Consider the following 25,373-nt stretch of genomic DNA (forward strand, 5'->3'; position numbering starts at 1 on the left):
ATTCCACAACGCTGGGTTGTGGAAAGATCATTTGCTTGGTTAGAAAAATGCAGAAGGCTCTGGAAAAACTGTGAAAAGCACCTAAATACGAGCCTTCAGTTCATTAATTTAGCCTTTTTAAGGCTACGTTTGCATAGAAAATATTCTGGATAGGTTCTAAGAAGAAGAATAAAAAGGAAGAACGCAATGAGCGTAGTCATAGAAACCCAGATGTTAATTCGCAAACCGGTTGCAGAGGTGTTTAATGCCTTTATTGACCCCGAAATCACCAGCAAGTTTTGGTTTACTTCATCTACCGGACACTTGATAGAAAACAGAACGGTAGACTGGTATTGGGAAAAAGATGAAGTGACCCGCAGTGTTTATGTCGAACAGCTGATTCATAATGAACTGATCCAGTTTACTTGGGGAGAACCCAAGAGCACGGTAGATTTTATTTTTGAGAAGTTAACAGAACAAGAGACTTATCTTCGCATTCGCAATTATGATATTTCTCTGCAAGGCTCAGACTTAATTACTTTTGTGATTGAGCAAACAAGCGGTTTCACCACTGTGCTGGATGGCTGTAAGGCTTACCTGGAATATGGAGCGCAGTTAAATCTGGTCAATGACAAGTTTCCGCCATTTGTCGAAATGGGGGTGATTTAAATCTGAATATAAACTGTCATGGATCGGGGGTAAGCCTAGGAGCTACAGATAGAAAAAGCGTCATCCTGCAGCTCACTAAAACATCTCCTGTTCTGGTTGAGGCCACTTGGAATTTTATGGCTGCAATGGAAAAGACAGACCGGTTCGATCACTGCTTGGGATTCTGTTCTTTTAACCATAAATAATGCGGAATCTGTTTTTTTGCTTTATCACGTAACTTTTTCTTGATGTACAACACCAATGCAAAACAGGTGGTGGTGAGGGTCAGCAGCATGCTGTTCATAAAACTCATGAGAGAGCTGACATAACCAATAGTGGTTAAACGGTTCATCATGCGGATGACTTGAGGACTGCTTTCCACACCGGTAATGGCCCAGGTGCATAAATGTTCGCAGTTGTTAATAATCAGATGATACTGGTTTTCGTTCATTCGTGAACGCATACGCCGTACCACTTTGCGGCCGCGAAATTTAGGATTGTTATATTGCTGGATAATAATGGTTTTACCAAAGCTGAATTTTTCCAGTGAGGTAATCTCAATGGGACGTTTCTTAAATAAATGGGCAAAACCTGAATAATGAATAACCCGGCCACGTCCTGCATAAATGCCGTGATGAGAATATCCAAAATGTTTAACGATAAGATGCGTCCCTAAAGGAAATCGTATTTTCTGCTGTTGCATGTAGACGTTTAACCAATAAAGTTACAAATATATTTTAGTGACTTAGTTTACTGCTTCTTTATAAAAGAATCGACTATTTCACTGAGTTGACTAGCTTTTATGACACTACAGCGCATTAAAAATGTCAGGATTCAGCATACCTCATGAGCCATAGCAGCATGAAGAAAATATTGTTAATAAAATGTGCAGTTATCACCTTACTCAGTTTGACCAGTATCACCTATGCAGAGCTTTATACCCGGCGCTGGCAGACTGATATTGTAGATGTAGACATTGTTCAGATTGATCAGCCACAAAACTTGCGCCTGTTTTTAAATGATCGCCAGACCCATCAACCCTTAGGTAAATTTAAAGCTGTGGCAAAACAGCTGAAAGCATGTGAAAAGCTGCTCTTTGCCATGAATGCCGGGATGTATCATGCAGACTATTCTCCGGTCGGGTTATATATTGAAGCAGCTCGGCAACAGAAAAAACTGAACACGGTCAAACAGGCATATGGCAATTTTTATCTGCAACCCAATGGCGTATTGGCCTGGAATCGGCATCACAGCCTGATCGCAAAGACAGAAAGTTATCAAAAGCTCAAGTTTAATGCCGAATACGCGACGCAATCGGGGCCTATGCTGGTGATTGATGGGCAGATTAATCCACAATTTTTAAAAGATTCAGATTCCTTTAAGATCAGAAATGCTGTCGGGATTAAAGATCAAAGCTTATATTTTGTGATCAGTCGAAATGCGTTGAGTTTTTATCAATTTGCACAATTTTTTCAACAACAGCTTAAAGTGCAAAATGCCTTGTATCTGGACGGCTCAATCTCTAGTGCCTATATTCCGCAGTTAAAACGTTCAGATTCATTGTTTAATCTGGGACCGATGGTGGCCTATATTGATCAACAGAACTGTGCTACTCAATAAATGAAGTTCGCCAGCCATTAAAACCTGTAGCCAATTTTTAAACCATAGCCTATCGCATGGTTGTTGTTAAATTCACCGACCTGTGAAGCTTCAGATACCCCGGGAAGAGGAAGATAATAAGTGCCATCTTGTGCGGTGGCATCACCAAGCCAATAGTATTTGATCCCCCCTGAAATAAAATAGTTGGATTCAGGATTAAACTGAAATCCCAAGCCTATATTTTTGTAACCCTTGGTAGGATTTAAAATTGATCTAGGATTACCCGTGCCTGAATCCCAGCCGAGATCAAAAGCAGCGGACCATTTCGTGGTTAATTGTCGTGCCATGCCTAAGGTCACACTCCATTGGTCTTTTTGATAATCATCCAGATTAAATCCTGCGCTATAACTGCCATTACTAAGGGTCGTGGTGGCAAGTGCCGATAATGCGCCGAACTGGGTAGGACGTATCACAAAATCTTTCCAGTTGACCCATCGTATGTTCGAGTACAGTAAAGTTCCGCTCATGATACTGGTCTGGAAATTCAGATTGACCGATTGTGGGGTAGAAATTTTGGTTTTGGCATTGTCTGTTAGGAGTAGAGGTGTGCCCAAAATGTTTTCTTCTACATTGATTTTATGATTTATTTTCGAGTGATAAGTCAAGGCAGCCTTTAGTGCGAGCTCGGGAAACTGATAGGCAAGACCCGCTTTCCAGCCGAGGCCAGCATCCTGTTTAAATTTGGCGTTATAACCATTAAATTGGGCATATACCAGCCCACGTAGCGCGACATGACCTTCCACGGTTTGATAGGCAGGACCGGCATACAGGTTAATATTTTTGACAGGTTGATAACCTAAAATAAAACTCAGGTTTTGGCTGTCGACATTGACCTGAGTACCTTGCTGGCTCAGTGCGGTATCGGAGAAACTGCCATTGTCTTTTAATGGATAGTGTAAATCTGAACCAAATGGCTGATCATAGAGAATGCCAAAAGAGAAATTTGGAACGAATTGCAGTTTCAGTGCGGCACTCTGGTACTGGAAAGTCTGGGCAATATTATCGGTTGTATTATCAGCACTGTCAGGATTAACCAGATCTGGACGTGAACCTAAGGTATGCCCGGACACTTCAGGATCGGCAGCAGTAATGGAGGCTTCAAAATAATGCCCTGATTCTAGAAAAGGCAACACGGATTGTCCTGATTGATCCATGGTTGCCGCCAGACTATGACTTGAGATTAGGCTGCATAATATTGCCAGTCCAGGATAATACCGTTTCATATATTTTCCTTTTTAGGCTTATTTTTATTTTTTGCTCTTGTTGTTTTTTATCTTGTATTCTTGCTTGCTTTTATTCTTACTTGCTTGGCTGTTCTATCGGTTTGTTAAAATTCTTATTCTAGTAGAGCACTTTTACATTGTGTGGCATAGCAGATTCTGGAAAAATGATGGGAACTATGTTTCGAAGTATTAAAATTTGGCCATAATGGGCTATATAACAATTTTCGGGGGCAAATAAAAAGGCATTTAGTTGACTAAATGCCTTCATATAGAGGGTTTAGACTCTATTGTCGCAGTGGTAGATGCTGTAATTCATTTAACTCTTTTCGGCTATAACCTCTTGAAATTAAAACTTTCTTAATTCCAATGATGACTTTTTCATCTGTTGTTTGAGTTAAAGCCTGGATCAATTGTTCATTTGATTTGCAAGAGCAATCATTTTCAACACACGAGATTTGATTCTTGTGTTCGTTTTGCTGTTGATGAGCAGAAAACAGCTTTTGCCAAAAACTCATAGAGCCTTCATACACAACCTAACATAGATCGAAATATATCCAGTTTTTTGAGGAATACAAGTCTACCAAAGCTATAAAAGAATCAATTGAACCTTTAATTTTCCGATAGTAATTGAACACTTTAACGATATTATGAGATTTTCTATTCAGAATTATTTATAAATGATTTATTTTCAATGAAATATAAATGAAGCTCAATTGAGCTTCATTGATGTAAATATATTTACAAACTTAACAAAGAAATAAATTGTTTAAATTTTTTCCAGTAACACACCCGACTCGACGTGATGGGTATAAGGGAACTGATCAAACAAGGCAAATTTGGTCACTTTATGCGTACTCGATAAAGTCTTTAAATTGTCCTGTAAAGTGTCCGGATTACATGAGATATAAATGATCCGTTCAAAACGCTGTAGCAGTTTTAATGTTTCATCATCAATACCTGCACGCGGTGGATCAACAAATACCGTATCGAAGTCATAGCTGGTGATGTCGATTTCTGCTTCCTGCAAGCGACGGAATTCACGTTCGCCATTATAGGCCTCGGTAAATTCTTCAGCCGATAAACGTGCCACCTGAATATTATCAATCTGGTTTTGTTCAATATTCCACTGCGCCGCGTAGACCGATGATTTGGCCAATTCGGTTGCCAGTACGCGATTGAACTTGGTGGACAGTGGCAGGGTAAAGTTGCCATTGCCACAGTACAATTCCAGTAAGTCTTTATCTGACTGTTTGGCCGCATTGCATGCCCATTCCAGCATTTTTTGGCAGACTTGTGCATTCGGCTGGGTAAAGCTGCTTTCGATTTGCTTATATTGATAAGTACGATCGAATACTTTTAACTCTTCCACCACATAATCATCTGTCAAAATGACACGTTGACCACGGCTACGACCATAAATTTTAATGTTGAGCTTATCAGACAGTGCTTTTGCTGCAACTTCCCATTCTGCATTGAGTGTGCAACGGTAAACCAGTGAAACCAGCATTTCACCTTTTAATGTTGCTAGAAAATGAACTTCAAATAAACGCTTGGATAGAATTTCTGTCGCTTTCAGTTCTTTTAACAGAACAGGCATTAAATCGTTAATGCTTTTATCGGCTATCGGGAATTCGTCAATGCGAATCACCTGTTTTTGATTATCTTCACTGCGTTCAAACATCGCATAAAACATATCGTCGTCAGTATGCCAAATCCGAAATTCTGCGCGCATACGGAAGTTTTGTTCAGGCGACTGAAATACTTCTAAAGAAGGGGGATTAAACTCGGCAAATTGAGCAGAAATACGTGCAATCTTGGCATCAAGTTGTAACTGATAAGCTGAAGTCATATGCAGTAAAAATCACAAACACATTGAAAACAGGGATGGTAACAAAGTTTGCCTAAGATGACTAAACTTATTCCCCAATCAGCAGCAGAAATATAGTGATTGAACTCAAATTCAAATGCGCTTTTTTGATATTAAGAATGATAAAGGCAGATTTTTATTCAAAGGAAAAAATCAGGATGGTTTAAATGATTTCAAAACCAAAAAGAAACCAAGTCAACCAGACCAGGGAGAAGTTGACTTGGCAAAGAGGAAACGATACGTCGTTATAGGGTTAAGCGCTGACGTATATTTTTAAGTTTGGGTTGAGGTTAAGGTTTTAATTTAAGGTCATCAGGCTGGCATTACCTCCTGCGGCTGCGGTATTGATACTGATGGCATGCTCAATCACCAATCGTTCTAAAGGAATATTATGATCCAGCGGTTTTAAATGCGTGATGCCAATAATCGCCCCGGAACGGGCAGCAATTTGAGTTTGCAAGTATTGCAGTTGTGCTTTACTGCCGTGATGCAGTACGGCATCAAAATCAGCGCTTTCAATGTTCTGGATTACGGCAAAACGCTGTTCAATTTCTTTGGGCATTTTAGAAAGATATTTGAGCACAAAGGTATTTTCAGCCAGAACCACAGGCTGGCTGCCAACCGCAAAAATTGCCGCCAATTGCTGAATCTGATCCTGTTCCTGCTCCGCTAAAGACAGCACGCGTTTTCTTGGCAACACTACATATTGATTGCTTTCACCGGTCGGACCTCGCAATTCATAATGATGGCCAGCACAGAATGCAGGGCACGGTTGCAATTGATATTGAGGGAAGGTTTTTTCTGCCCATTGATAAAACACGTCATATAAAGGCTGATGCGCTGGCTGTGTGGCTTGTGCCTGAGTTGCAAATGGTCGAGCCAGTTTTTTCGCAGAGCAGTGCTGCATCAAACGGTACAGATAAATCGGGCCGCCAGCTTTAGGGCCTGTACCGGACAAGCCTTCACCACCAAAAGGCTGAACACCGACCACCGCACCGACAATATTACGGTTGATATACAAATTGCCGACTTCTGCATGTGCAATGACAGTCTGAATGGTCTCATCAATACGGGTATGCAGTCCCATGGTCAGACCATAACCTTTGGCATTGATCTGCTCAAGCAGCTGTTCTAATTGACCATATTTGTAGCGGATCATATGTAAAACTGGACCAAATACTTCACGCTGCAAATCGTCCAGATTCGGCAATTCAATTAAAGTCGGCGGAATAAAAGTCCCTTGTGCTAGGCTTTGATCCTGTTCAGGATTTAACATCAGTTGATGTACGGAATGACCTTTACCACGCATCTGATCAATATGTTTCTGAATATTGTTTTGTGCTTCAAGATCAATTACCGGGCCGATATCGGTTTTTAATAGCGCGGGATTGCCAACACGCAGTTGTTGCATGGCACCTTTCAGCATATGGATAACACTATCGGCATTGTCTTCTTGCACGCAGAGCACACGCAGGGCAGAACAGCGTTGGCCGGCACTATCATAAGCCGAGCTCACCACATCCAGAATCACCTGTTCGGTCAATGCCGACGAGTCAACAATCATGGCATTTTGCCCACCTGTTTCCGCAATCAGTGGAATAGGATGACCTGATGGACTCAGTCTTTGCGCCAGGGTCTTTTGCAAAATTTTGGCGACTTCGGTTGACCCGGTAAACATGATGCCTTGAATACGCGTATCACTGCTTAATTGTGCACCGACTGTTTCACCTTGCCCCGGCAGTAGCTGTAGCACATCTTGAGGAATGCCGGCTTCCCACAAAATCTGAATCGCTTGCGCTGCAATCAGTGGCGTTTGTTCAGCCGGTTTGGCAATGACAGTATTTCCAGTAACCAGTGCCGCTGAGATTTGTCCGGTAAAAATCGCCAAAGGGAAATTCCATGGACTGATACATAATACCGTACCTAAGGGTTGAATCACGGTATCTCGATCCAGATCGATCATTTGCGCTGCGTAATAACGCAGGAAGTCGACTGCTTCGCGAACTTCGGCAATGGCATTGGCATAGGTTTTACCACTTTCACGGCATAACAGAATCATCAGTTCCTGCATGCGTGATTGCATGATATCTGCTGCACGCTGTAGGTAAGCGGCACGTGTGTCTTTAGCGGTATTGCTCCATTCAGCTTGTGCATTCACGGCATGATCTAGGGCTTGATTGACCTGATCAGCGCTTGCTTCCTGTACATGACCCACGATATCTAGATGATCGGCAGGATTGACAATAAGAAGTGTCTGCGAACTTGCATCATTTGAGTCATTTTCAAGACCGAGGTTTTTACCCAAAACCTGCGCTTGCCATTGCTGCTGACTCAGGTTGTGTGCAGTCTGGTTGAGGTCGGTCAGGTCATGATCATTGGCTAAATCCAGACCCGCTGAGTTTGGACGGATATCACCGTACAAATCAGGTGCTAGGGGAATAGCCGGGTGCTTCTGACCCACCTGTGATTCTTTGGCTGCATTTTTCAAAATCTCTGCATGCGGATTTTCAATCAGATCTTCAATTTTTAGGCTTTTATCTGCAATGCGGTTGACGAAAGAGGTATTGGCGCCATTTTCCAGTAAACGTCTTACCAGATAAGCCAGTAAGGTTTCATGATTCCCTACAGGGGCATAGATACGGCACGGCACCCCCAGTTTGTTATCTGTTTTATTGCCCACCACCTGTTCATACAGTGGTTCACCCATGCCATGCAGGCACTGGAATTCATATTGGCCACTGTAGTATTGGTTCGGATCGGCGAAATGATAAATGGTTGCAAGAGTCTGGGCATTATGTGTCGCGAACTGCGGGTAAATCTGCTCTGGCGCAGCCAACAGTTTTTTCGCACAGGCAATATAAGACAGGTCGGTATGCACTTTACGGGTAAACACCGGGTAGTCCGTCATGCCTTCAATTTGGGCCTTCTTGATTTCACTGTCCCAGTAAGCACCTTTAACCAAACGGATCATCAGGCGTTTTTGACTGCGTGTGGCTAAGTCCACCACATAGTCCACCACGTAGAAGCAGCGTTTCTGATAGGCCTGAATCACAAAACCAATGCCTTTCCAGTCGGCAAGGCCCGGCTCAAAACATAAACGCTCTAATAGTTCTAAAGAAATTTCCAGACGTTCGGATTCTTCGGCATCAATGTTCAGGCCAATATTGTAGCGTTTTGCCAGTTCTGCCAATTGCAGTACTTTTGGATACAGCTCCTCATGTACGCGATGTATTTGTGCACGCTGATAACGTGGATGCAGGGCGGAAAGCTTGATGGAAATACCCGGGCCGTCATAGACATCTTTGTCTTTGGAGGCCTGACCAATGGCATGGATGGCATTGCTATAATCCTGGAAATAGCGTTCAGCATCATGTTCGGTCAGCGCGGCTTCACCGAGCATGTCATAAGAATAACGGAAACCTTTATCTTCTAGCGGTTCTGCATGTTCTAGCGCTTCCTGAATGGTTTCACCCGTAACAAACTGCTCGCCCATCATCCGCATGGCGACATCCACAGCTTTACGGATAATCCCGCGACCACTACGGGCTAAAAGCCCTGTGAGCACGCTGGATAAAGTCTTTTGTTTTGGGGTTTCCATCAGTTTTCCGGTCAGCATGAGCCCCCAGGCAGCCGCATTGACAAACATCAGGCTGCTTTGCCCTACATGTTCTTTCCAGTTGCCCTGATTGATTTTGTCGCGAATCAGCAAGTCCCGTGTCGCGCTGTCCGGAATTCGCAGCAAGGCTTCAGCCAGACACATCAGGGCAATACCTTCCTGAGAGGAAAGTGAAAACTCTTGCAATAATCCCTGTACGATCCCGGCTTTACCGTTCGAGCTTTTACGTTCCCGTAAGCTATGAGCAAGATCGAATGCCAGATCATAAATACGCTGGTTCAGCTGTTCAGAAATCTGGCTATGTTCCAGTAAATGTTCAACACAGTCAGGTTCAGCACGGCGCCAGGCAGTATTTACCTCAACTTCATAATCATTTTTTTCTTTGAATTCGGTAATATATCCAAAGTGAGGTTTTGTCTGGTCAAAGCGGGTTTCAGTGTCCATTATATTCATGCCAACATCCTGTGACTGCCAAATTTTTGTTGAGTAAAATGCTTTATATAATTTATGATTACAGAAAGAATGCCGAATAACTCACTATAATTTTGGTTCATTTTAGAGAATAATTCTGATGTACAGCCCGATTTTTACCCTGGACCGAACAGATATCAAAATTTTAGATATTCTGCAAAATGATGGCCGGATTTCGAATATAAAACTGGCCGAAGCAGTAAATTTATCCCCGACCGCGGCTTTGGCAAGGGTACAGAAACTGACCAAAGATGGGTTTATTCTGGGCTATGAAGCCAAGCTGAATCCTGACATGCTTAATGCCAGTTTCGTGGTGTTTGTCGAGATTTTACTGGATAAAACTACCCCCAATGTTTTGGAGGAATTTTCTGATGCGATCATGCAATATCCTGAAATTGTGGAATGTCACATGATCAGTGGCGGATTTGATTTTGTTGTGAAAATCCGCTGTGCCAATATGGAAGAATTCCGGAAAATTTCAGGGCAGGTCCTGTGGCGTCTTCCCGGAATTAAAGAGACACGAAGTTATCCGGTGATGGAAGTGATTAAGGAAAGTTCTAAAATTTATCTGAAAAATAAAGGATAAAAATAAAACAAGGGGCTTAATGCCCCTTGAAGTTTATCTGGTGAAAGAAAATATCCTCAAAGCTTTATCCTCCATTCTTAGATTGGGCGGGTAGCCCCTTTTGCAGTTCTGCCATTTCTTTCTTGTACAATTGATCAGCCTGCTCGAAACGCTGAAGTACTTCTTGCGAAGGAGCTTTTTCTAATAAGCTGACCACGACAATGCTCACAAATGACAGAATAAAACCGGGAATAATTTCATATAAACCGGTACTGGCCATGGTGTTTTTCCATAAAATAACGGTTACCGCACCGACAATAATCCCCATAATCGCGCCGTTTAAGGTCATGCGTTTCCAGAACAAGGACAGGATAATCAGCGGACCAAATGCAGCACCGAAACCGGCCCAGGCATAGGCAACCAGTCCTAGAACCTTACTGTTTGGATTGCTTGCCAGAATAATGGCAAGTACGGCAATCGCCAGTACCATCAAGCGTCCAACCCAAACCAGTTCCTTTTGCGAAGCATTTTTGCGTAAGAATGCTTTATACAAATCTTCCGTCAGGGTGCTGGAGCAGACCAGAAGCTGACAGCTCAGGGTACTCATCACCGCAGCTAAAATGGCGGCCAAAATTACGCCTGCAATCCAGGGGTTAAACAGAATTTTGGTCAGTTCCATAAAGATGGTTTCAGGATTCTGGGAAACCACGCCTGCAAGTTCTGCATGATGCTGGAAGTAGGCAATGCCAATAAAACCGGCTCCGACTGCACCCCCTAGACATAGAATCATCCAGCTCATGCCAATACGACGTGCTGCCGGAATGGTCTTGACTGAATCTGCTGCCATAAAACGCACCAGAATATGCGGCTGTCCAAAATAGCCTAAGCCCCACGCCAGTGATGATAAAATGGCGACCGTACTTAATCCTGAAAGCATATTGGTGGCATGCGGGCGAGCCGTTTCAATCATTGTGGCAAACTGCTGGCTATGATCACCGATGGCCATATAGGCCATGATCGGCGTCAGCAGCAGCGCGAAAATCATCAGTCCTGCCTGAAAGGTATCGGTCCAGCTAATCGCTAGAAAGCCACCGATACATACATAGCTGATGGTGGCAATTGCACTGATCCAGAGTGCCGTCGTGTAAGACATGCCAAAAATACTTTCGAATAATCGTGCACCTGCCACCATGCCTGACGCGCAGTAAATGGAGAAAAACACCAGAATCACCAGAGCCGAGATCATCCGTAATATACGCTTGCGATCCCCAAAACGACTGGTGAAATAGTCCGGCAGGGTTAAGGCATTGTTCTGTACTTCGGTATGCACCCGTAAGCGGCCGGCGACCAGCAGCCAGTTCAGCCATGCGCCAATAATCAGGCCAATTGCAATCCAGGCTTCCGACAAGCCTGAAAGATAGATTGCACCGGGTAAGCCCATGAGCAGCCATCCACTCATATCGGAAGCGCCTGCGGAAAGGGCGGTGACCACGCTGCCCAGACTGCGTCCGCCCAGAATGTAATCTGAAAAGTCGGAGGTGGATTTATAGGCATACAGTCCTATACCAACCATGGCAATAATATAAAAAATAAATGTGATGAGGGTGGGGTTAAGTTGACTCATGGGCGCATCCTTATGTCCTTATGAATAACATCTTTCCAAGATGATTTTTTGTGCAGGTTCACTCAGGCGCTGATTCAACCATAAAATTGAAATTACCTTCTGTAACATTTCTAAGGGATTTAATCACGTGTTATGTAGCGGAATGTATTTTTAGATACAATTGATAAAAATTTAATAAAATAAATAACTTATAATTGTGTAACTTAATGTCATTCATCTTGTTCGAATAATTATCTACTGTGAATTAGAAATAACGCTCAAAAATTTTTGCGCTTAATTTTTTAGTGATGAAAATTGGAAGTGCTAATATAGTTACAAATGCTTACATTCGCTACAGAGTCCATGTATTTGGTTAAAGAGCATTGCCAAATAAATATCTTTTTACAATATTTAAAATAGCGTAAAGCCTTAATATTTTTTCAATTGCACAATTCTAGTGCATACATGTGAGTATATTTAAAGTGACAACAGTTCAACCCGACAATACAAGAATAGAGCGTGATTTATTGGGAGCAAAAGAAGTTCCCGCCGAGTGTTATTATGGCATTCATACAGTAAGGGCTCTGGAGAATTTCCAGATTTCTAATCAGAAGGTGGGAAGTCAGCTTCACTTTATCCGTGCTTTGGCACAAGTCAAAAAAGCCTCTGCCCAAGCCAATTTAGAATTTGGCAAAATTTCAGAACAGGTCAGCCAAGCTATACAATTTGCCTGTAATGCCTTAATCGAATCGCCTGAACAATGGAGTGAAGCTTTTCCTTTAGATATTTATCAGGGGGGTGCAGGAACTTCCATTAATATGAACACCAATGAAGTGTTGGCCAATATTGCCTTGGAGCATTTGGGTTTTCATAAGGGGCAATATGAACACATTCATCCGAATGATCATGTGAATAAATCGCAATCCACCAATGATGTCTATCCTACAGCCTTACGTTTAGCGACTTATTATAGTCTGGACAATTTGTTGCTTCAGATTCAAAAAATAGTTGATAGCTTATATATCAAGGCGACAGAGTTTCAATTTGTGGTAAAAATGGGACGTACCCAGCTGCAAGATGCGGTTCCGATGACTTTGGGACAAGAGTTCCGTGCATTTGCTACCTTATTAAAGGAAGATATACGTCTGATTCAACGTACCCGTGAGCTTTTACTGGAAGTGAATCTGGGAGCCACAGCTATTGGAACAGGAGTGAATACACCCCAAGGTTATGCCCATGCAGCGATTCAATCCTTAAACAAAATTACCGGCTTGAATCTGGTGGGTGCAGAAGACTATGTCGAAGCTACCAGCGATTGCGGGGTATTTATTATTTTATCCAGTACCCTGAAACGTCTGGCGGTGAAACTTTCAAAAATCTGTAACGATTTGCGCCTATTAAGTTCGGGGCCTCGTGCAGGTTTGGGGGAAATTCGTTTACCCGAATTACAGGCGGGTTCATCCATTATGCCGGCCAAAATCAATCCGGTGATTCCTGAAGTGGTGAACCAGATTGCCTTTAAGGTCATTGGCAACGATTTAACCGTGACTCTGGCAGCAGAAGCCGGGCAATTACAACTCAATGTCATGGAACCGGTGATTGCTGTTGCAATTAATGAGTCGATTGAACTTCTCACCCAGGCGGTGGTCAGTCTTGACCGTAAATGTATTCAAGGTATTCAGGCCAATGAGCAGGTCTGTTATGACGCTGTAATGCGCAGTGTCGGCATTGTCACTTTGCTGGATCCGATTTTAGGACATGCCAAATGTGATGAAATTGGGAAACAGTGCATTGCTGAAAATAAAACTATTCAGCAGGTGGTTTTGGAAAGGGAATTACTGACTCAAGCACAGCTGGATGAAATTTTTGCTTTTAGTAATCTGGTTTCAGAAGTAAGCTTACAGCATGAACCTTTGGCACAGGTTGGCTAATTGCTGGCTACAAAAATTTAATCATGATCTGAATAAAAAAGATCGCAATTTAAACAGCGATCTTTTTTATGAAAAAATAGGGATGAAGATAATGCAGCTCAGGGTTAAAATAGCTGGGATTTTTTCTATATGCCATGCTCATGCTGAATAAACTTGCTGGACTATTTACAGGTTCAGGACTGCTTAAAAGTTCAAAACCTTCTCCTGAACAGCTGTATCTTCAAGAAAACAATATCCAGTTTGATCCGGAACAAGGCTATATTGTGGACGGAATCGTGGTCAATCAGCTGTCTGAACGTTTGGCTTATTTTTCCAATCGCAAATTGAACAACTTTGATGATTTAAAAACCCTATATTTTACTGCCATTCTGATTAATGAAAAAATTGATCTGGAAATTGCCAGTCAGCGTTTTGTTGCACGTTTGGGTAATACTGAAGAAAACCTGTTACAGTTCAAGCAGATCATTCAGAAACTGAATGATTACTATCGTAATTTCCTGCGCGAAAAATAATTGGACAAAGACTTATGTGCTCGGCATCTAAAAGGATTTAGATGCGATCATTTGCTGTATATAAAAATAACTCAACCAAGAAAAAACCCATGTTAATATACGGTCCATGTCATTTAGACCAAAAGCTATATACATGTTCCAACAAGAAATTTCTCAACTCCATCTGCAACAGTTAAAAGCAGGCGAAAAACGCTGGGTCGGTAATTTACAAGGCTCATCTGCCGCTTTACTCTTCAAAGAAATTGCCACACAAAGCAAGCAATTATTCATTTTGGTGGCCAAAAATAATCAGCATTTGGGACAGTTGGAAAGTGAACTGGAATTTTACGGGATTAAACCGACGATTTTCCCGGATTGGGAAATTTTGCCTTATGACCGTTTGTCTCCCCATCAGGATATTATGTCAGAGCGGCTTTCCATTTTATCCAATATGCCGAAGCAGGGCGTGCTGCTTTTATCTGCATCAACTTTGGCACAGCGTGTTGCACCGGCTTCATGGGTATTGGGCGAACATTTTGATATTCAAGTGGGACAGAAATTTGAACTGGAACAGCAAAAACTGCGTCTGATTCAGGCCGGTTATCATCTGGTCGATACCGTTTATGATCATGGTGAATTTGCTGTGCGTGGCAGCATTATGGATATTTACGCGTCCGGTCAAAGTGCACCCATTCGTATTGATCTGTTTGATGATGAAATTGAAAGCTTAAAGTTTTTTGATCCTGAAACTCAAAGAACAACCCAAACGCTACAACAGTTTTCTGTATTACCTGCCAAGGAGTTTCCGCTTAAAGAAGGACGCGCCACTTTCCGTGACCGTTATGCGGAAAAATTTCCCACAGCAAATCCGAAGAAAAATCCAATCTATCAAGATGCATTAGAAGGTATTGCCTCACCAGGACTGGAGTTTTATTTTCCCTTATTCTTTAGTAAAGAGGCGATGCAAACGCAAAGTACCCTCATGGCGTACTTACCTAAGAATGGCATTGTCATTACAGATAAGCATCTGGAGGAAGGGTTAACCAGTTTCTGGAAAGATGTGCTGCATCGTTATGAAGACCGCCGTCATAATGTCGAGCAGCCTATTTTGCCGCCGGAAGACATCTTTTTGCAGCCGAATCAGGTGCTGGAACAGCTGAATCAGTTTGCCAGAATTATTGCCTCAACAGAAACATTCGCTGAAAAAAGCGGTGTGATTAATTTCAATACGGAAATTCCACCGCGCTTACCAGTAGATCCAAAACAGGAAAAACCGTTTTCTGCGGTTAAAAAATATATTGATGCTGCCAATCATCCAGTCCTGCTGGTGGCTGAAAGTGCTGGCCGTCGTGAAACACTCAAGGATGCCTTGCGTCCAGCGCTGGGAGACATTCCCAATGTTGAAAATTATGCACAATTCAGAAGCTCTTTACATGCTATAGCCATTACCAGTGCACCGTTGGATCGGGGTCTGGTCATTCCTGATCAGCTTACCATCATCTCGGAAAACCAGCTCTATGAACATCGGGTGGTGCAGCGCCGCCGCAAGCGTCAGCAAGAAGTATCCGAAGAATTCCTGATTCGCAGTTTAACTGAACTGAGTATTGGTGCACCTGTGGTGCATATCGATCATGGTGTGGGACGTTATGCTGGCCTAGTCACTTTAAGTATTGACGACCAGGAACATGAATTTTTACAGCTGGATTATGCTGATGCTGCCAAGGTCTATGTTCCGGTCACCAATCTGCATTTAATCAGCCGTTATAGCGGCGGCGATCCGGATTTGGCCCCCTTGCATAAACTGGGAACTGATGCCTGGAGCAAGGCAAAACGTAAAGCGCTGGAGCAAATCCATGATGTTGCTGCTGAACTGCTGCATATTCAGGCACGCCGTCACTCTAAACCCGGTTTTAGCTTTGAACTGGAACAAAGTCCATATATGCAGTTTGCCAGCGGCTTTGCCTATGAAGAAACCTTGGATCAGGCCAATGCCATTGAAGCAACTTTGCACGACATGCAGCTGGCCAAACCGATGGATCGTCTGGTATGTGGCGATGTTGGTTTTGGTAAAACTGAAGTGGCGATGCGGGCAGCATTTGTTGCGGTACAAAACAACAAGCAGGTGGCTGTTTTGGTTCCCACCACCTTGCTGGCACAGCAGCATTATGAATCGTTTAAAGACCGTTTTGCCGACTGGCCGATCCGTATTGAAGTGCTGTCACGGTTTGGTTCAAGCAAATCCCATAGTAAAACCATTGAAGACCTGGCTGATGGTAAAGTCGATATTGTGATTGGTACGCATAAAATTTTGCAGCAGAATATCCAGTTTAAAAATCTGGGCCTGATGATTGTCGATGAAGAGCATCGTTTTGGGGTACGTGATAAAGAACGTATTAAAGCCATGCGTGCAGATGTCGATATGCTGACTCTCACCGCGACGCCAATTCCACGAACTTTAAATATGGCCTTTAGCGGGATGCGCGACCTTTCGATTATCGCTACACCGCCTGCACGTCGTCTGGCTGTGAAAACCTTTGTACAGGAACAGACCAGTGAGTCGGTTAAAGAAGCCATTCTGCGTGAATTGCTGCGCGGTGGACAGGTATATTTCCTGCATAATGAAGTGGATACCATTGAGCGCACTGCTGAAAATATTCGTGAACTGGTGCCTGAGGCCCGGGTGGCGGTTGCTCATGGCCAAATGCGGGAACGTGAACTGGAGCAGGTGATGCAGCAGTTCTATCATAAAGAATACAATGTGCTGGTCTGTTCAACCATTATTGAAACCGGGATTGACGTTCCCAATGCTAATACCATTTTAATTGAACGCGCTGATAAGCTGGGACTTGCCCAGTTGCACCAATTACGGGGCCGTGTCGGACGTTCACACCATCAAGCTTATGCCTACTTGCTGGTACCTTCAATCAAGGGGTTAAAGGGAGATGCAGAGAAACGTCTGGATGCGATTCAGCGCGCATCGAATTTAGGGGCCGGTTTCATGCTGGCGACGGAAGATCTGGAAATTCGTGGAGCTGGCGAGCTTTTAGGTGAGCAACAAAGTGGCTCCATGCAAGCGATTGGTTATAGCCTGTATATGGAAATGCTGGAAAAGGCCACCAAAGCCATCCAAAAAGGCAAAACCCCGAATTTCGATGCACCATTGTCCCTGATTGCGGAAATCAATCTACATATGCCAGCCTTGATTCCAGATGAATATCTGGGAGATGTGCATCAGCGCCTATTGTTCTATAAACGCATCAGTAATACCGATACCCAGGAAAAACTCGATAATATCCGCATGGAGCTGATTGACCGGTTTGGTGTGCCACCGCAGCCAGTGAAGCAGTTATTTGCTGTGCATCAGATTCGTTTGAAAGCTGAGCAGCTGGGCATTACCAAAATTGATATCAGTGCTAACGGTGGTCATATTGAATTTTCACCAGAAACACCAGTACAGGCCATCAGTATTATTCAAATGATGCAAAAACATCCGACCTTTTTCCGCATGGATGGCGGGCAACGCCTGAAAGTCATGGTCATGCTGGAAGATTATCAAAAACGTATCCAATTTATTATCGATTTATTGGACAGTTTATTGAAAGAAATTCATTGATTTGACAGGGAGTGCATAAGATTTATGCACTCGCTTTGCAATTTGTGCAGATTTTAAAAAATCGTGAGATGAAGCGCTTGATTTTTTAAAGAAATTTATTAAATTCGTGAATGTTCATGCGTTCATTGCAAATAGTGGTTTATTTGTAATGAAACACATTGCATAGAATATTCACGCCCCATTGGATGTGATAGTATTAGCCATCATTCTAATTTTGCATAATTTATAAAGATATGTTTAGTTTGCATCCACAACTTGCTCAAGATACTTTTTTTGTAGGCGACTTTCCACTGTCAACATGTCGTTTAATGAATGATATGCAATTTCCGTGGCTCATATTAATTCCACGCGTGCCGGGCGTGAGCGAATTATATGAATTAAGTCAGGCTGACCAGGAACAGTTCCTGCGTGAATCGAGCTGGTTATCGAGTCAGCTTGCACGCGTATTCCGCGCAGACAAAATGAATGTGGCCGCTCTTGGGAATATGGTTCCACAATTGCATTTTCATCATGTCGTGCGCTATCAAAATGACGTGGCTTGGCCAAAACCAGTATGGGGTACTCCAGCTATTCCTTATACCAATGAAGTTCTTGCACATATGCGTCAAACCTTGATGCTCGCATTGCGTGGTCAGGGTGATATGCCATTTGACTGGCGTATGGATTAATTCCAAGCCATTGAAAGCCATAGTATGGAATTTATGGTGTCAAGACTCGAATCAGGAGTGATTGAGTGTCATTAGACGACTGGATTAGAAAAGAACCCAGACAATTTGAGTATTTCCATCGTTTGATGGGATATATGATGTTGTCTTTACTCGTTACTGTCTACCATTACACGGCTTCTGACACCCAATACCAGATTTATATTCCTTTTTTCCTGTTGTTCATTTTTCTGATTACGCCAAGATTATCGACCTGGCTGCAGTATCGTTATAATTCCAATATAAAACGCAGTGTCTTGTTTATTACCGATGTAGTTGTTATTTCGGTTATTTTATCTGCTATTCATTTAAACCTGGTTCTGACTTTCATTTCACTGTTTGTCATTTTATATACCGCAATCACCAACAAGATTTCTTTTTTAGCTGTGTCATTGGCAAGCCTGATTGGAATCGCAAATTTTTATCTGTGTAATATTCTGATTTTTGGTTTTGGTGAGTATTTTGAACAAACCACTGGTGAGTTAACCGTTTTAGGTTTTATCTGTTTAATTACTTTTTTTGGTGTGGGTAGTTTTTATCAAAGCAGCCAGATTCAACATATCAGTAATCGTCGAACCTATTATTACGATCAAATGAATCGTTATATGGAGTTCGCAAATCAGCTGAGCCGATATGCACCTGTGCAGTTGTGGCAATCGATCATGAAAGGTGAGTCGGAAGCCAAAATTGAATACAAACGTAAGAAAATGACCATTTTCTTTTCAGATATTCAAGGTTTTACCGAACTTTCAGAAACGCTTATTCCAGATGATTTGGCATTCCTGCTCAATGACTATTTAAGTCATATGACTGAAATTGCCAAGCAGTATGAAGCGACTGTCGACAAGTTTATGGGTGATGCGATCCTGATTTTCTTTGGTGATCCAATCTCGCAAGGGGTGGAGCAAGATGCCAAAACTTGTCTAGACATGGCAATTGATATGCGTCAACAAATGAAACTGCTGCGTGAACGCTGGATCAAGATGGGCTATCCGGCTTTGCATATCCGTATGGGGATTAGTACTGGTTATTGTCACGTAGGGAACTATGGCGCAGCACATCGTATGGCATATACCATTGTTGGACGTGATGCCAATCTGGCAGCACGGCTGCAAAGTGCGGCAGCAGTCGATGAAATCCTGATTTCAGATGAAACCTATAATTTAATTAAAAATGACTATTTATGTGCGCCGAAAAAACCTATTACGCTTAAAGGGATTCACGGTCCGGTAAAGACCTGGCAAGTTATGGAAAAATATACCTCGCGTAAATTGGATTATCAGCGCTGGTTTGATTATGAGTACAAGGGTTTCCATTTGTTGCTGAATCTGGATGAGGTTCAAAATTATGAATATCCAGAGTTGATCCAAGTTTTGGAAAAGATGATTAAGCGGATTCAAAAACAGCAAAAATTGACCAACTCAGAAGGTATTGTTCGACTCAATCTGGAAGATGTGATTGAAGATGAGAAGGACGAGCAATACCACTAAAAATCATGATTGAGATGATGTTTACAGATAAAAAAACCACGCGATTGCGTGGTTTTTTATGAGCGAAAATCTTAATGATTTTCTGAGGCGTGATTGATGGTATATTTGGGAATTTCGACTTCCAAATCTTCATCGACAATTTTCACTTGGCATGAAAGGCGTGAATCCGGTTCCAGACCCCAGGCACGATCTAGTAAATCTGCTTCTACATCTGTCATTTCTTCGAGGCTGTCAAAACCTTTGCGAACTACGACATGACAGGTGGTACAAGCACAAGACATATCACATGCATGTTCAATCTTGATACCATTTTTTAACAGGCTTTCGCACAGGTTGGCATCCTGTTCAACTTCGAACTCGGCACCATTAGGGCAAATTTGCGCATGTGGAAGAACTTTAATACGTGGCATAATTTTTTCCTGTTTATTGGTCCGAGTTTGACCAGTCATCAAGTTTAGTGCCTTTCAAAGCTGCATCAATATGTTGGTTCATGCGTGCAGCAGCAAAAGCATCACTGTGTATTTTAAGCTGTTCTACAGCTTGTTCAATCGCTTTAATATCGGTGGTTTCGAGTTGAGCCTCAAGTTGAGCTTTGGCTTGATTTAACGATACTAACTGTTCAGCAGTTAATAGCTGGGCATCCACTTTTAGGGCTTGTTCCAGTGCTTCCAGCTCACGTTTTGCTTCAACCTTGGTTTCTTGCAAATGACGAAGATGTTTATCTTCTTCCGCATATTTGAAGCCATCAATCAGTAAGCGTTCGGTATCGGCATCAGATAAACCATAAGAAGGTTTAATGTCGATTTGAGCATGTACACCAGACGTGGTTTCCTTGGCAGCAACAGTTAACAGGCCATCGGCATCAACCTGAAAAGTGACTTCAATACGTGCCTGACCGGCAGTCATTGGCGGAATGCCATGCAAGACAAAGCGACCCAAACTACGGCAGTGTTCCACCAGATCACGTTCACCTTGTACCACATGAATCAACATGGCAGTCTGGCCATCCTGATAAGTAGTGAATTCCTGACGACGCGCCACAGGAATGGCCGTATTGCGTGAGATTAAACGCTCCACCAGACCACCCATGGTTTCCAGACCGAGTGATAAAGGGGTAACGTCTAATAACAATGAACCATCTTTGGAGTTGCCAATGAGCTGATTCGCTGTAATAGAGGCACCAATTGCGACCACCTCGTCCGGGTTGATGGTGCATAGCGGTTCCTGATTGAAGACTTCACGAACAGCCTTTTGCACCGCATAAGAGCGAGTAGAACCACCTACAAGCACGACATTTTTAATGTCATCCAGTTCAAGTTTGGCATCACGCATCACGCGTTTACATACGCTGATGGTTTTGTCTAAAGCAACTTTAATGATGTCTTCAAATGTAGCACGGTCTAAAGTCAGAGCCTGATCTAAAACTTTCAGTTCAACTGACTCGGCATCTGACAAGGCTTCTTTTGCTTTACGTGCAGAAACAATAAAATGTGCATATTCGGCATCATCTAAGGTTTCAATATTCAGTTGTTTTTTAGCCCATTTCACAATTAGGCGATCCAGGTCATCACCACCTAAAGCAGTATGTCCGCCAGTCGCTAAAACTTCGAATACACCTTGGGAAAAACGCAGGATAGATACGTCAAAAGTACCGCCACCCAGGTCATAAATCACATAATTTTGATCGTGAGCGAGATTGGTTTCCTGGTCTAGGCCATAAGCCACAGCCGCAGCAGTAGGCTCATTCAGTAGACGTAAAACATTTAAACCGGCCAGTTGGGCAGCATCACGTGTTGCCTGACGTTGTGCCTCATCAAAATAGGCTGGAACAGTGATTACCGCACCATTCACTTCATTTTTTAAACTGTCTTCAGCACGGTCTTTCAGCTGTTTTAGAATTTCTGCAGAAATCTCGACAGGAGTTTTACGGCCTTGTGCAGTTTCAAAAGCAGGCATCTGATTGTCTTCACCCACCAAAGTGTAAGGGTGCTGGAATTTGATGTCTGTTTTCGAGCGTCCCATAAAACGTTTCACGGAGACAATGGTGTTTTTAGGATCTGTAGTAGTAAACGGCTTGGCTTCATCACCATAATGGGTGGTGTTATGGCTGTAGTGAACAATAGAGGGAAGTAACACTCGGCCTTGTTCGTCGTTCAGAACTTTAGCTTTACCGGAAAGTACTGTGGCAACCAATGAATGCGTAGTACCCAAGTCGATACCAATTGCAATGCGGTGTTCATGCGGTGCACTTGATTGACCGGGTTCTGCAATTTGCAAGAGAGCCATTGTGTTACATCCTTAGAACTAAAAATTAAAAAATAAAATTAAAGCGAATTAAAAATCATCATCTAAATCAAAGCTGTCATCATCCAGAAAACGATCTTCAGCCTTGTCGATGTCAGCCATGACTTTAACAAAGAAACGCAATTTACGAACGGTATCGCGAGCTTCGCCCCAGTCTTCATCTTCATAGTCGATTTTGAATTCACGGACCAAACCGTCAATCCATTGCTGAACTTCATGCTTTAATGAAGTCAGTTCCTCAGCTGATGCAGCTTCATCCAGCTGTTCACGAATTTCCAGTGCAGACTGTAAAAACTCGAAATCTCCAATCGATTGATCCAGATGATAATCTTGTTTTTTAAGACTCAAGAGATAAGCAGCGCGGCTATCAACATTGGATAAAGCCTTAAATGCTTGGTTGATCTCGCTCGATTTAATCAGCGCTTGATCTTTGTCTTCGGCTTTATCTGGATGATATTGTTGCTGCAACTTTAAAAATTCAGTTTTTAACGCTGCCAAATCAATATCGAGTGCTACAGGGAGGTTGAACAGCTCAAAATGATTCATGGGAGATTGGATCCGCGATAGATATGCAAAAGTGACTGCTGTAAATGCAATTAAAACAGTGCATTTTACACTGTTTTAATCACAAAAAGAGAGGGAGTGGTGTGGTTAAACGGTGAAAGATTCACCACAGCCACATTCGCCTTTTTTATTCGGGTTGTTAAATTCGAAGCCTTCATTGAGACCGTTTTTCACGTAGTCCATCTCCATACCTTCAAGATAAACCAGGCTTTTCGGGTCAACAAAAACTTTAACACCAAACTGCTCGAACATCTGGTCATGGGTATCGATTTCATCGACGAATTCGAGTACATAAGCCAAACCAGAACAGCCTGAAGTTTTCACCCCAACGCGAATGCCTTCACCCTTACCGCGATTCTTTAGGTAATTGCTGATATGAGTTGCAGCATTTTCAGTTAAATGGATCATGAAAACTCCGTTAATCTTTGATCAAAAACTCGAAACACTTAAGCTTTTGTTTTTTTGCTGCGATAGTCTTCAACAGCAGCTTTAATCGCGTCTTCAGCCAGTACAGAACAGTGTACTTTTACTGGAGGTAAAGCAAGCTCGTTAGCAATATCAATATTTTTGATCGCCTGAGCTTCGTCCAGAGTTTTACCTTTTAGCCATTCAGTCACAAGCGAGCTAGATGCAATCGCAGAACCACAACCATAAGTTTTAAAGCGTGCTTCTTCAATCACACCGTCATCATTCACCTGAATCTGAAGACGCATGACATCACCACAAGCCGGTGCACCTACCATACCTGTACCAACATTTTCAGCATTTTTGTCTAAAACGCCAACATTACGAGGGTTTTCGTAATGATCAATTACTTTTTCGCTATAAGCCATGATGCTTCTCCAAACCTCGGGGTCAGCCTTAAGATTAATATGGGGATGAAATTACGTTTATCAATGAGATAGCTTTAAATTTTAAAGCTATCTCCATGTCATGAATCAGTGTTCAGCCCATTCAACAGTGGAAAGGTCGATACCTTCTTTATACATATCCCAAAGCGGAGAAAGTTCACGTAATTTCTCAACAGCAGCTTTAGTGATTTCAAGAACGTGATCGATATCCTCTTCAGTGGTATATTTACCGAAGCTGAAACGGATTGAACTGTGAGCAAGTTCGTCAGAAAGACCGAGCGCACGAAGTACGTAAGATGGCTCAAGTGTTGCAGAAGTACATGCTGAACCAGAAGATACAGCTGCATCTTTCAATGCCATCATCAATGATTCGCCTTCAACAAAGTTAAAGCTGACATTCAGATAGTTTGCAACGTTGTAAGTAGGATGACCGTTTAAGAATACTTGTTCCAGACCTTGTAAACCGTTCCATAATTTATCACGGAGGATACGTAAACGGGCTTGTTCAGCTTCCAGATTTTTGCCTGCAAGTTCAAATGCTTCACCCATACCTACGATTTGGTGGGTTGCAAGTGTACCTGAGCGCATACCTCGTTCATGACCGCCACCATGCATTTGCGCTTTAAGGCGTACACGTGGTGACCGACGAACGAATAACGCACCGATACCTTTAGGGCCATAAATTTTGTGAGCAGAGAAACTCATTAAATCAACTTTTAAAGTTGAAAGATCAATCTCTACTTTACCTGCAGCTTGAGCCGCATCAACGTGGAAGAAAATTTTCTTGGCACGGGTAATTTCACCGATAGCTGCAATGTCAGTGATGGTACCAATTTCGTTGTTGACCATCATCAGGGAAACAAGAATGGTATCTGGACGAATAGCTGCTTCAACCATCTCAGGCGTAATTAAACCTGTTTGTGGTTGTGGCTCAAGATAGGTGATTTCAAAACCTTCTTCTTCTAATTCACGGCAAGTATCTAAAATTGCTTTGTGTTCAATTTTACTGGTGATGATGTGTTTGCCTTTAGACGCGTAAAACTGAGCCACACCTTTGAGTGCCAGGTTATCAGATTCTGTGGCACCTGAAGTCCAAACAATCTCGCGTGGATCTGCTTTGACCAAGTTCGCAACTTGTTCACGTGCATATTCTACTTTTTCTTCAGCCTGCCAACCGTAAGCATGAGAACGAGATGCAGCATTACCGAAAGTACCGTCGAAAGTTAAGCACTCCATCATGCGTTCTGCAACTTGAGGGTCTACAGGAGTGGTTGCTGCATAATCAAGATAAATCGGACGTTTCATGTCAAATACCTGTAACCGATAAAAGGGCTGAATCAAATGATGCTGTATTTTGGCGAATGGAAACGGTTTGAACGTTGTCTCGTGCGACCAGGTCAGCAAGGCTGATTTTTGCTAAATAATCGGCAATGTGGTGGGAGAGTTCTTGCCATAAATCATGAGTCAAGCACATTGCACCATTCTGGCAGTTACCTTTATGATCACAACGTGTTGCATCAACTGCTTCGTTTACAGCTTCAATAATTTCTAATACTGTGATTTCTTCAGCGCTACGAGCCAGGTGATAACCACCGTTGGCCCCACGAACACTAGAAACTAAGCCGTGGCGCTTTAATTTCGCAAATAACTGCTCAAGATAAGCAACAGAAATACTTTGACGAGCTGCAATTTCAGCAAGCGTAATCGTTTGTTCAGTTGGCTGCAAAGCTAAATCAAGTAGAGCAGTCACTGCGTAACGACCGCGAGTAGTAAGACGCATGATTCGATACACAT

General features: G+C 42.7%; 22 protein-coding genes. 9 read left to right on the forward strand and 13 right to left on the reverse strand.

The window, feature by feature from the left end:
- Together FTT87_RS05950 and FTT87_RS05955 are read left to right on the forward strand one after the other, a co-directional pair.
- A partial coding sequence (locus tag FTT87_RS05950) for a transposase (RefSeq protein ID WP_180043364.1) occupies positions 1 to 153 on the forward strand: 153 nt, incomplete at its 5' end.
- Between the two features lie 33 nt (positions 154 to 186).
- Entirely contained in the window at positions 187 to 648 is a 462-nt protein-coding gene (locus tag FTT87_RS05955) for an SRPBCC domain-containing protein (RefSeq protein ID WP_180043362.1), read from the forward strand.
- Between the two features lie 148 nt (positions 649 to 796).
- Here FTT87_RS05955 and FTT87_RS05960 read toward each other — a convergent pair whose 3' ends face one another.
- Positions 797 to 1,330: a lecithin retinol acyltransferase family protein gene (locus FTT87_RS05960; protein ID WP_180043360.1), complete on the reverse strand. Its 534-nt coding sequence runs from the start codon at positions 1,328 to 1,330 to the stop codon at positions 797 to 799.
- A gap of 143 nt (positions 1,331 to 1,473) precedes the next feature.
- Between FTT87_RS05960 and FTT87_RS05965 the strand changes: the two genes are divergently transcribed.
- Entirely contained in the window at positions 1,474 to 2,247 is a 774-nt protein-coding gene (locus FTT87_RS05965; RefSeq protein ID WP_257221750.1) for a phosphodiester glycosidase family protein, read from the forward strand.
- A 17-nt stretch (positions 2,248 to 2,264) separates the two neighbouring features.
- On the opposite strand, the gene FTT87_RS05970 is transcribed toward FTT87_RS05965, so the two are convergent.
- From FTT87_RS05970 to putA, 4 genes are all read right to left on the reverse strand, one after another.
- Complete coding sequence (locus tag FTT87_RS05970; RefSeq protein WP_180043357.1) at positions 2,265 to 3,509, reverse strand: OmpP1/FadL family transporter; 1,245 nt, start codon at positions 3,507 to 3,509, stop codon at positions 2,265 to 2,267.
- 284 nt (positions 3,510 to 3,793) lie between these two features.
- Entirely contained in the window at positions 3,794 to 4,024 is a 231-nt protein-coding gene (locus FTT87_RS05975) for a hypothetical protein (RefSeq protein ID WP_086196359.1), read from the reverse strand.
- 251 nt (positions 4,025 to 4,275) lie between these two features.
- Entirely contained in the window at positions 4,276 to 5,358 is a 1,083-nt protein-coding gene (gene trmA, locus FTT87_RS05980; protein WP_180043356.1) for a tRNA (uridine(54)-C5)-methyltransferase TrmA, read from the reverse strand.
- Between the two features lie 316 nt (positions 5,359 to 5,674).
- Positions 5,675 to 9,445, reverse strand: a complete 3,771-nt coding sequence (putA, locus tag FTT87_RS05985) for a trifunctional transcriptional regulator/proline dehydrogenase/L-glutamate gamma-semialdehyde dehydrogenase (RefSeq protein ID WP_180174559.1) — start codon at positions 9,443 to 9,445, stop codon at positions 5,675 to 5,677.
- Positions 9,446 to 9,563: 118 nt separating this feature from the next.
- Between putA and FTT87_RS05990 the strand changes: the two genes are divergently transcribed.
- The gene (locus FTT87_RS05990) at positions 9,564 to 10,049 is read left to right on the forward strand and encodes an Lrp/AsnC ligand binding domain-containing protein (protein WP_086196356.1); all 486 of its coding nucleotides are present in this window, start codon (positions 9,564 to 9,566) and stop codon (positions 10,047 to 10,049) included.
- Positions 10,050 to 10,113: 64 nt separating this feature from the next.
- Here FTT87_RS05990 and putP read toward each other — a convergent pair whose 3' ends face one another.
- On the reverse strand, positions 10,114 to 11,652 hold the full coding sequence (gene putP, locus FTT87_RS05995) for a sodium/proline symporter PutP (protein WP_180043352.1): 1,539 nt from the start codon (positions 11,650 to 11,652) through the stop codon (positions 10,114 to 10,116).
- A gap of 461 nt (positions 11,653 to 12,113) precedes the next feature.
- Here putP and aspA point away from each other — a divergent pair, with 461 nt between their 5' ends.
- The 5 genes from aspA (at position 12,114) to FTT87_RS06020 (ending at position 19,860) form a co-directional block, all read left to right on the forward strand.
- Positions 12,114 to 13,562 carry an aspartate ammonia-lyase gene (gene aspA / locus FTT87_RS06000; protein WP_086196355.1) on the forward strand — a complete coding sequence of 483 codons (1,449 nt, stop codon included), beginning with the start codon at positions 12,114 to 12,116 and terminating at the stop codon, positions 13,560 to 13,562.
- A gap of 140 nt (positions 13,563 to 13,702) precedes the next feature.
- Positions 13,703 to 14,074 carry a hypothetical protein gene (locus tag FTT87_RS06005; protein ID WP_180043350.1) on the forward strand — a complete coding sequence of 124 codons (372 nt, stop codon included), beginning with the start codon at positions 13,703 to 13,705 and terminating at the stop codon, positions 14,072 to 14,074.
- 133 nt (positions 14,075 to 14,207) lie between these two features.
- Positions 14,208 to 17,666 (forward strand): transcription-repair coupling factor, encoded by a 3,459-nt coding sequence (gene mfd, locus FTT87_RS06010; protein ID WP_180081611.1) that lies wholly within the window; start codon positions 14,208 to 14,210, stop codon positions 17,664 to 17,666.
- Between the two features lie 233 nt (positions 17,667 to 17,899).
- Entirely contained in the window at positions 17,900 to 18,334 is a 435-nt protein-coding gene (locus FTT87_RS06015) for an HIT domain-containing protein (RefSeq protein ID WP_086196353.1), read from the forward strand.
- Positions 18,335 to 18,399: 65 nt separating this feature from the next.
- A complete protein-coding gene (locus tag FTT87_RS06020) occupies positions 18,400 to 19,860 on the forward strand; it encodes an adenylate/guanylate cyclase domain-containing protein (RefSeq protein WP_180043345.1) in 1,461 nt (486 codons plus the stop codon).
- A 71-nt stretch (positions 19,861 to 19,931) separates the two neighbouring features.
- Here the strand turns inward: FTT87_RS06020 and fdx are convergent, their stop codons facing one another.
- From fdx to FTT87_RS06055, 7 genes are all read right to left on the reverse strand, one after another.
- Positions 19,932 to 20,270, reverse strand: a complete 339-nt coding sequence (gene fdx / locus FTT87_RS06025) for an ISC system 2Fe-2S type ferredoxin (RefSeq protein ID WP_086174266.1) — start codon at positions 20,268 to 20,270, stop codon at positions 19,932 to 19,934.
- Positions 20,271 to 20,283: 13 nt separating this feature from the next.
- The gene (gene hscA, locus FTT87_RS06030; RefSeq protein ID WP_180043343.1) at positions 20,284 to 22,146 is read right to left on the reverse strand and encodes a Fe-S protein assembly chaperone HscA; all 1,863 of its coding nucleotides are present in this window, start codon (positions 22,144 to 22,146) and stop codon (positions 20,284 to 20,286) included.
- Positions 22,147 to 22,194: 48 nt separating this feature from the next.
- Positions 22,195 to 22,710 (reverse strand): Fe-S protein assembly co-chaperone HscB, encoded by a 516-nt coding sequence (hscB, locus tag FTT87_RS06035; RefSeq protein WP_180043342.1) that lies wholly within the window; start codon positions 22,708 to 22,710, stop codon positions 22,195 to 22,197.
- A gap of 105 nt (positions 22,711 to 22,815) precedes the next feature.
- The gene (iscA, locus tag FTT87_RS06040) at positions 22,816 to 23,136 is read right to left on the reverse strand and encodes an iron-sulfur cluster assembly protein IscA (protein WP_180043340.1); all 321 of its coding nucleotides are present in this window, start codon (positions 23,134 to 23,136) and stop codon (positions 22,816 to 22,818) included.
- 38 nt (positions 23,137 to 23,174) lie between these two features.
- Positions 23,175 to 23,561, reverse strand: coding sequence for a Fe-S cluster assembly scaffold IscU (gene iscU, locus FTT87_RS06045; RefSeq protein ID WP_180043338.1), 387 nt, complete (start codon positions 23,559 to 23,561; stop codon positions 23,175 to 23,177).
- 105 nt (positions 23,562 to 23,666) lie between these two features.
- Positions 23,667 to 24,884, reverse strand: coding sequence for an IscS subfamily cysteine desulfurase (locus FTT87_RS06050; RefSeq protein WP_086196348.1), 1,218 nt, complete (start codon positions 24,882 to 24,884; stop codon positions 23,667 to 23,669).
- A gap of 1 nt (position 24,885) precedes the next feature.
- On the reverse strand, positions 24,886 to 25,359 hold the full coding sequence (locus tag FTT87_RS06055) for an Rrf2 family transcriptional regulator (RefSeq protein ID WP_180043337.1): 474 nt from the start codon (positions 25,357 to 25,359) through the stop codon (positions 24,886 to 24,888).
- Between the last annotated feature and the right edge of the window lie 14 nt (positions 25,360 to 25,373).

This window comes from Acinetobacter sp. YH01022, assembly GCF_013420235.1.
Classification (GTDB): Bacteria; Pseudomonadota; Gammaproteobacteria; order Pseudomonadales; family Moraxellaceae; genus Acinetobacter.

What these genes read in the sequence shown, in the direction of transcription:
- FTT87_RS05955 (WP_180043362.1), top strand. Translation starts at nt 187, where the DNA reads ATGAGCGTAGTCATAGAAACCCAGATGTTAATTCGCAAACCGGTTGCA.
- FTT87_RS05960 (WP_180043360.1), bottom strand. Translation starts at nt 1,330, where the DNA reads ATGCAACAGCAGAAAATACGATTTCCTTTAGGGACGCATCTTATCGTT.
- FTT87_RS05965 (WP_257221750.1), top strand. Translation starts at nt 1,474, where the DNA reads ATGAGCCATAGCAGCATGAAGAAAATATTGTTAATAAAATGTGCAGTT.
- FTT87_RS05970 (WP_180043357.1), bottom strand. Translation starts at nt 3,509, where the DNA reads ATGAAACGGTATTATCCTGGACTGGCAATATTATGCAGCCTAATCTCA.
- FTT87_RS05975 (WP_086196359.1), bottom strand. Translation starts at nt 4,024, where the DNA reads ATGAGTTTTTGGCAAAAGCTGTTTTCTGCTCATCAACAGCAAAACGAA.
- trmA (WP_180043356.1), bottom strand. Translation starts at nt 5,358, where the DNA reads ATGACTTCAGCTTATCAGTTACAACTTGATGCCAAGATTGCACGTATT.
- putA (WP_180174559.1), bottom strand. Translation starts at nt 9,445, where the DNA reads ATGAATATAATGGACACTGAAACCCGCTTTGACCAGACAAAACCTCAC.
- FTT87_RS05990 (WP_086196356.1), top strand. Translation starts at nt 9,564, where the DNA reads ATGTACAGCCCGATTTTTACCCTGGACCGAACAGATATCAAAATTTTA.
- putP (WP_180043352.1), bottom strand. Translation starts at nt 11,652, where the DNA reads ATGAGTCAACTTAACCCCACCCTCATCACATTTATTTTTTATATTATT.
- FTT87_RS06005 (WP_180043350.1), top strand. Translation starts at nt 13,703, where the DNA reads ATGCTGAATAAACTTGCTGGACTATTTACAGGTTCAGGACTGCTTAAA.
- mfd (WP_180081611.1), top strand. Translation starts at nt 14,208, where the DNA reads ATGTTCCAACAAGAAATTTCTCAACTCCATCTGCAACAGTTAAAAGCA.
- FTT87_RS06015 (WP_086196353.1), top strand. Translation starts at nt 17,900, where the DNA reads ATGTTTAGTTTGCATCCACAACTTGCTCAAGATACTTTTTTTGTAGGC.
- fdx (WP_086174266.1), bottom strand. Translation starts at nt 20,270, where the DNA reads ATGCCACGTATTAAAGTTCTTCCACATGCGCAAATTTGCCCTAATGGT.
- hscA (WP_180043343.1), bottom strand. Translation starts at nt 22,146, where the DNA reads ATGGCTCTCTTGCAAATTGCAGAACCCGGTCAATCAAGTGCACCGCAT.
- hscB (WP_180043342.1), bottom strand. Translation starts at nt 22,710, where the DNA reads ATGAATCATTTTGAGCTGTTCAACCTCCCTGTAGCACTCGATATTGAT.
- iscA (WP_180043340.1), bottom strand. Translation starts at nt 23,136, where the DNA reads ATGATCCATTTAACTGAAAATGCTGCAACTCATATCAGCAATTACCTA.
- iscU (WP_180043338.1), bottom strand. Translation starts at nt 23,561, where the DNA reads ATGGCTTATAGCGAAAAAGTAATTGATCATTACGAAAACCCTCGTAAT.
- FTT87_RS06050 (WP_086196348.1), bottom strand. Translation starts at nt 24,884, where the DNA reads ATGAAACGTCCGATTTATCTTGATTATGCAGCAACCACTCCTGTAGAC.
- FTT87_RS06055 (WP_180043337.1), bottom strand. Translation starts at nt 25,359, where the DNA reads ATGCGTCTTACTACTCGCGGTCGTTACGCAGTGACTGCTCTACTTGAT.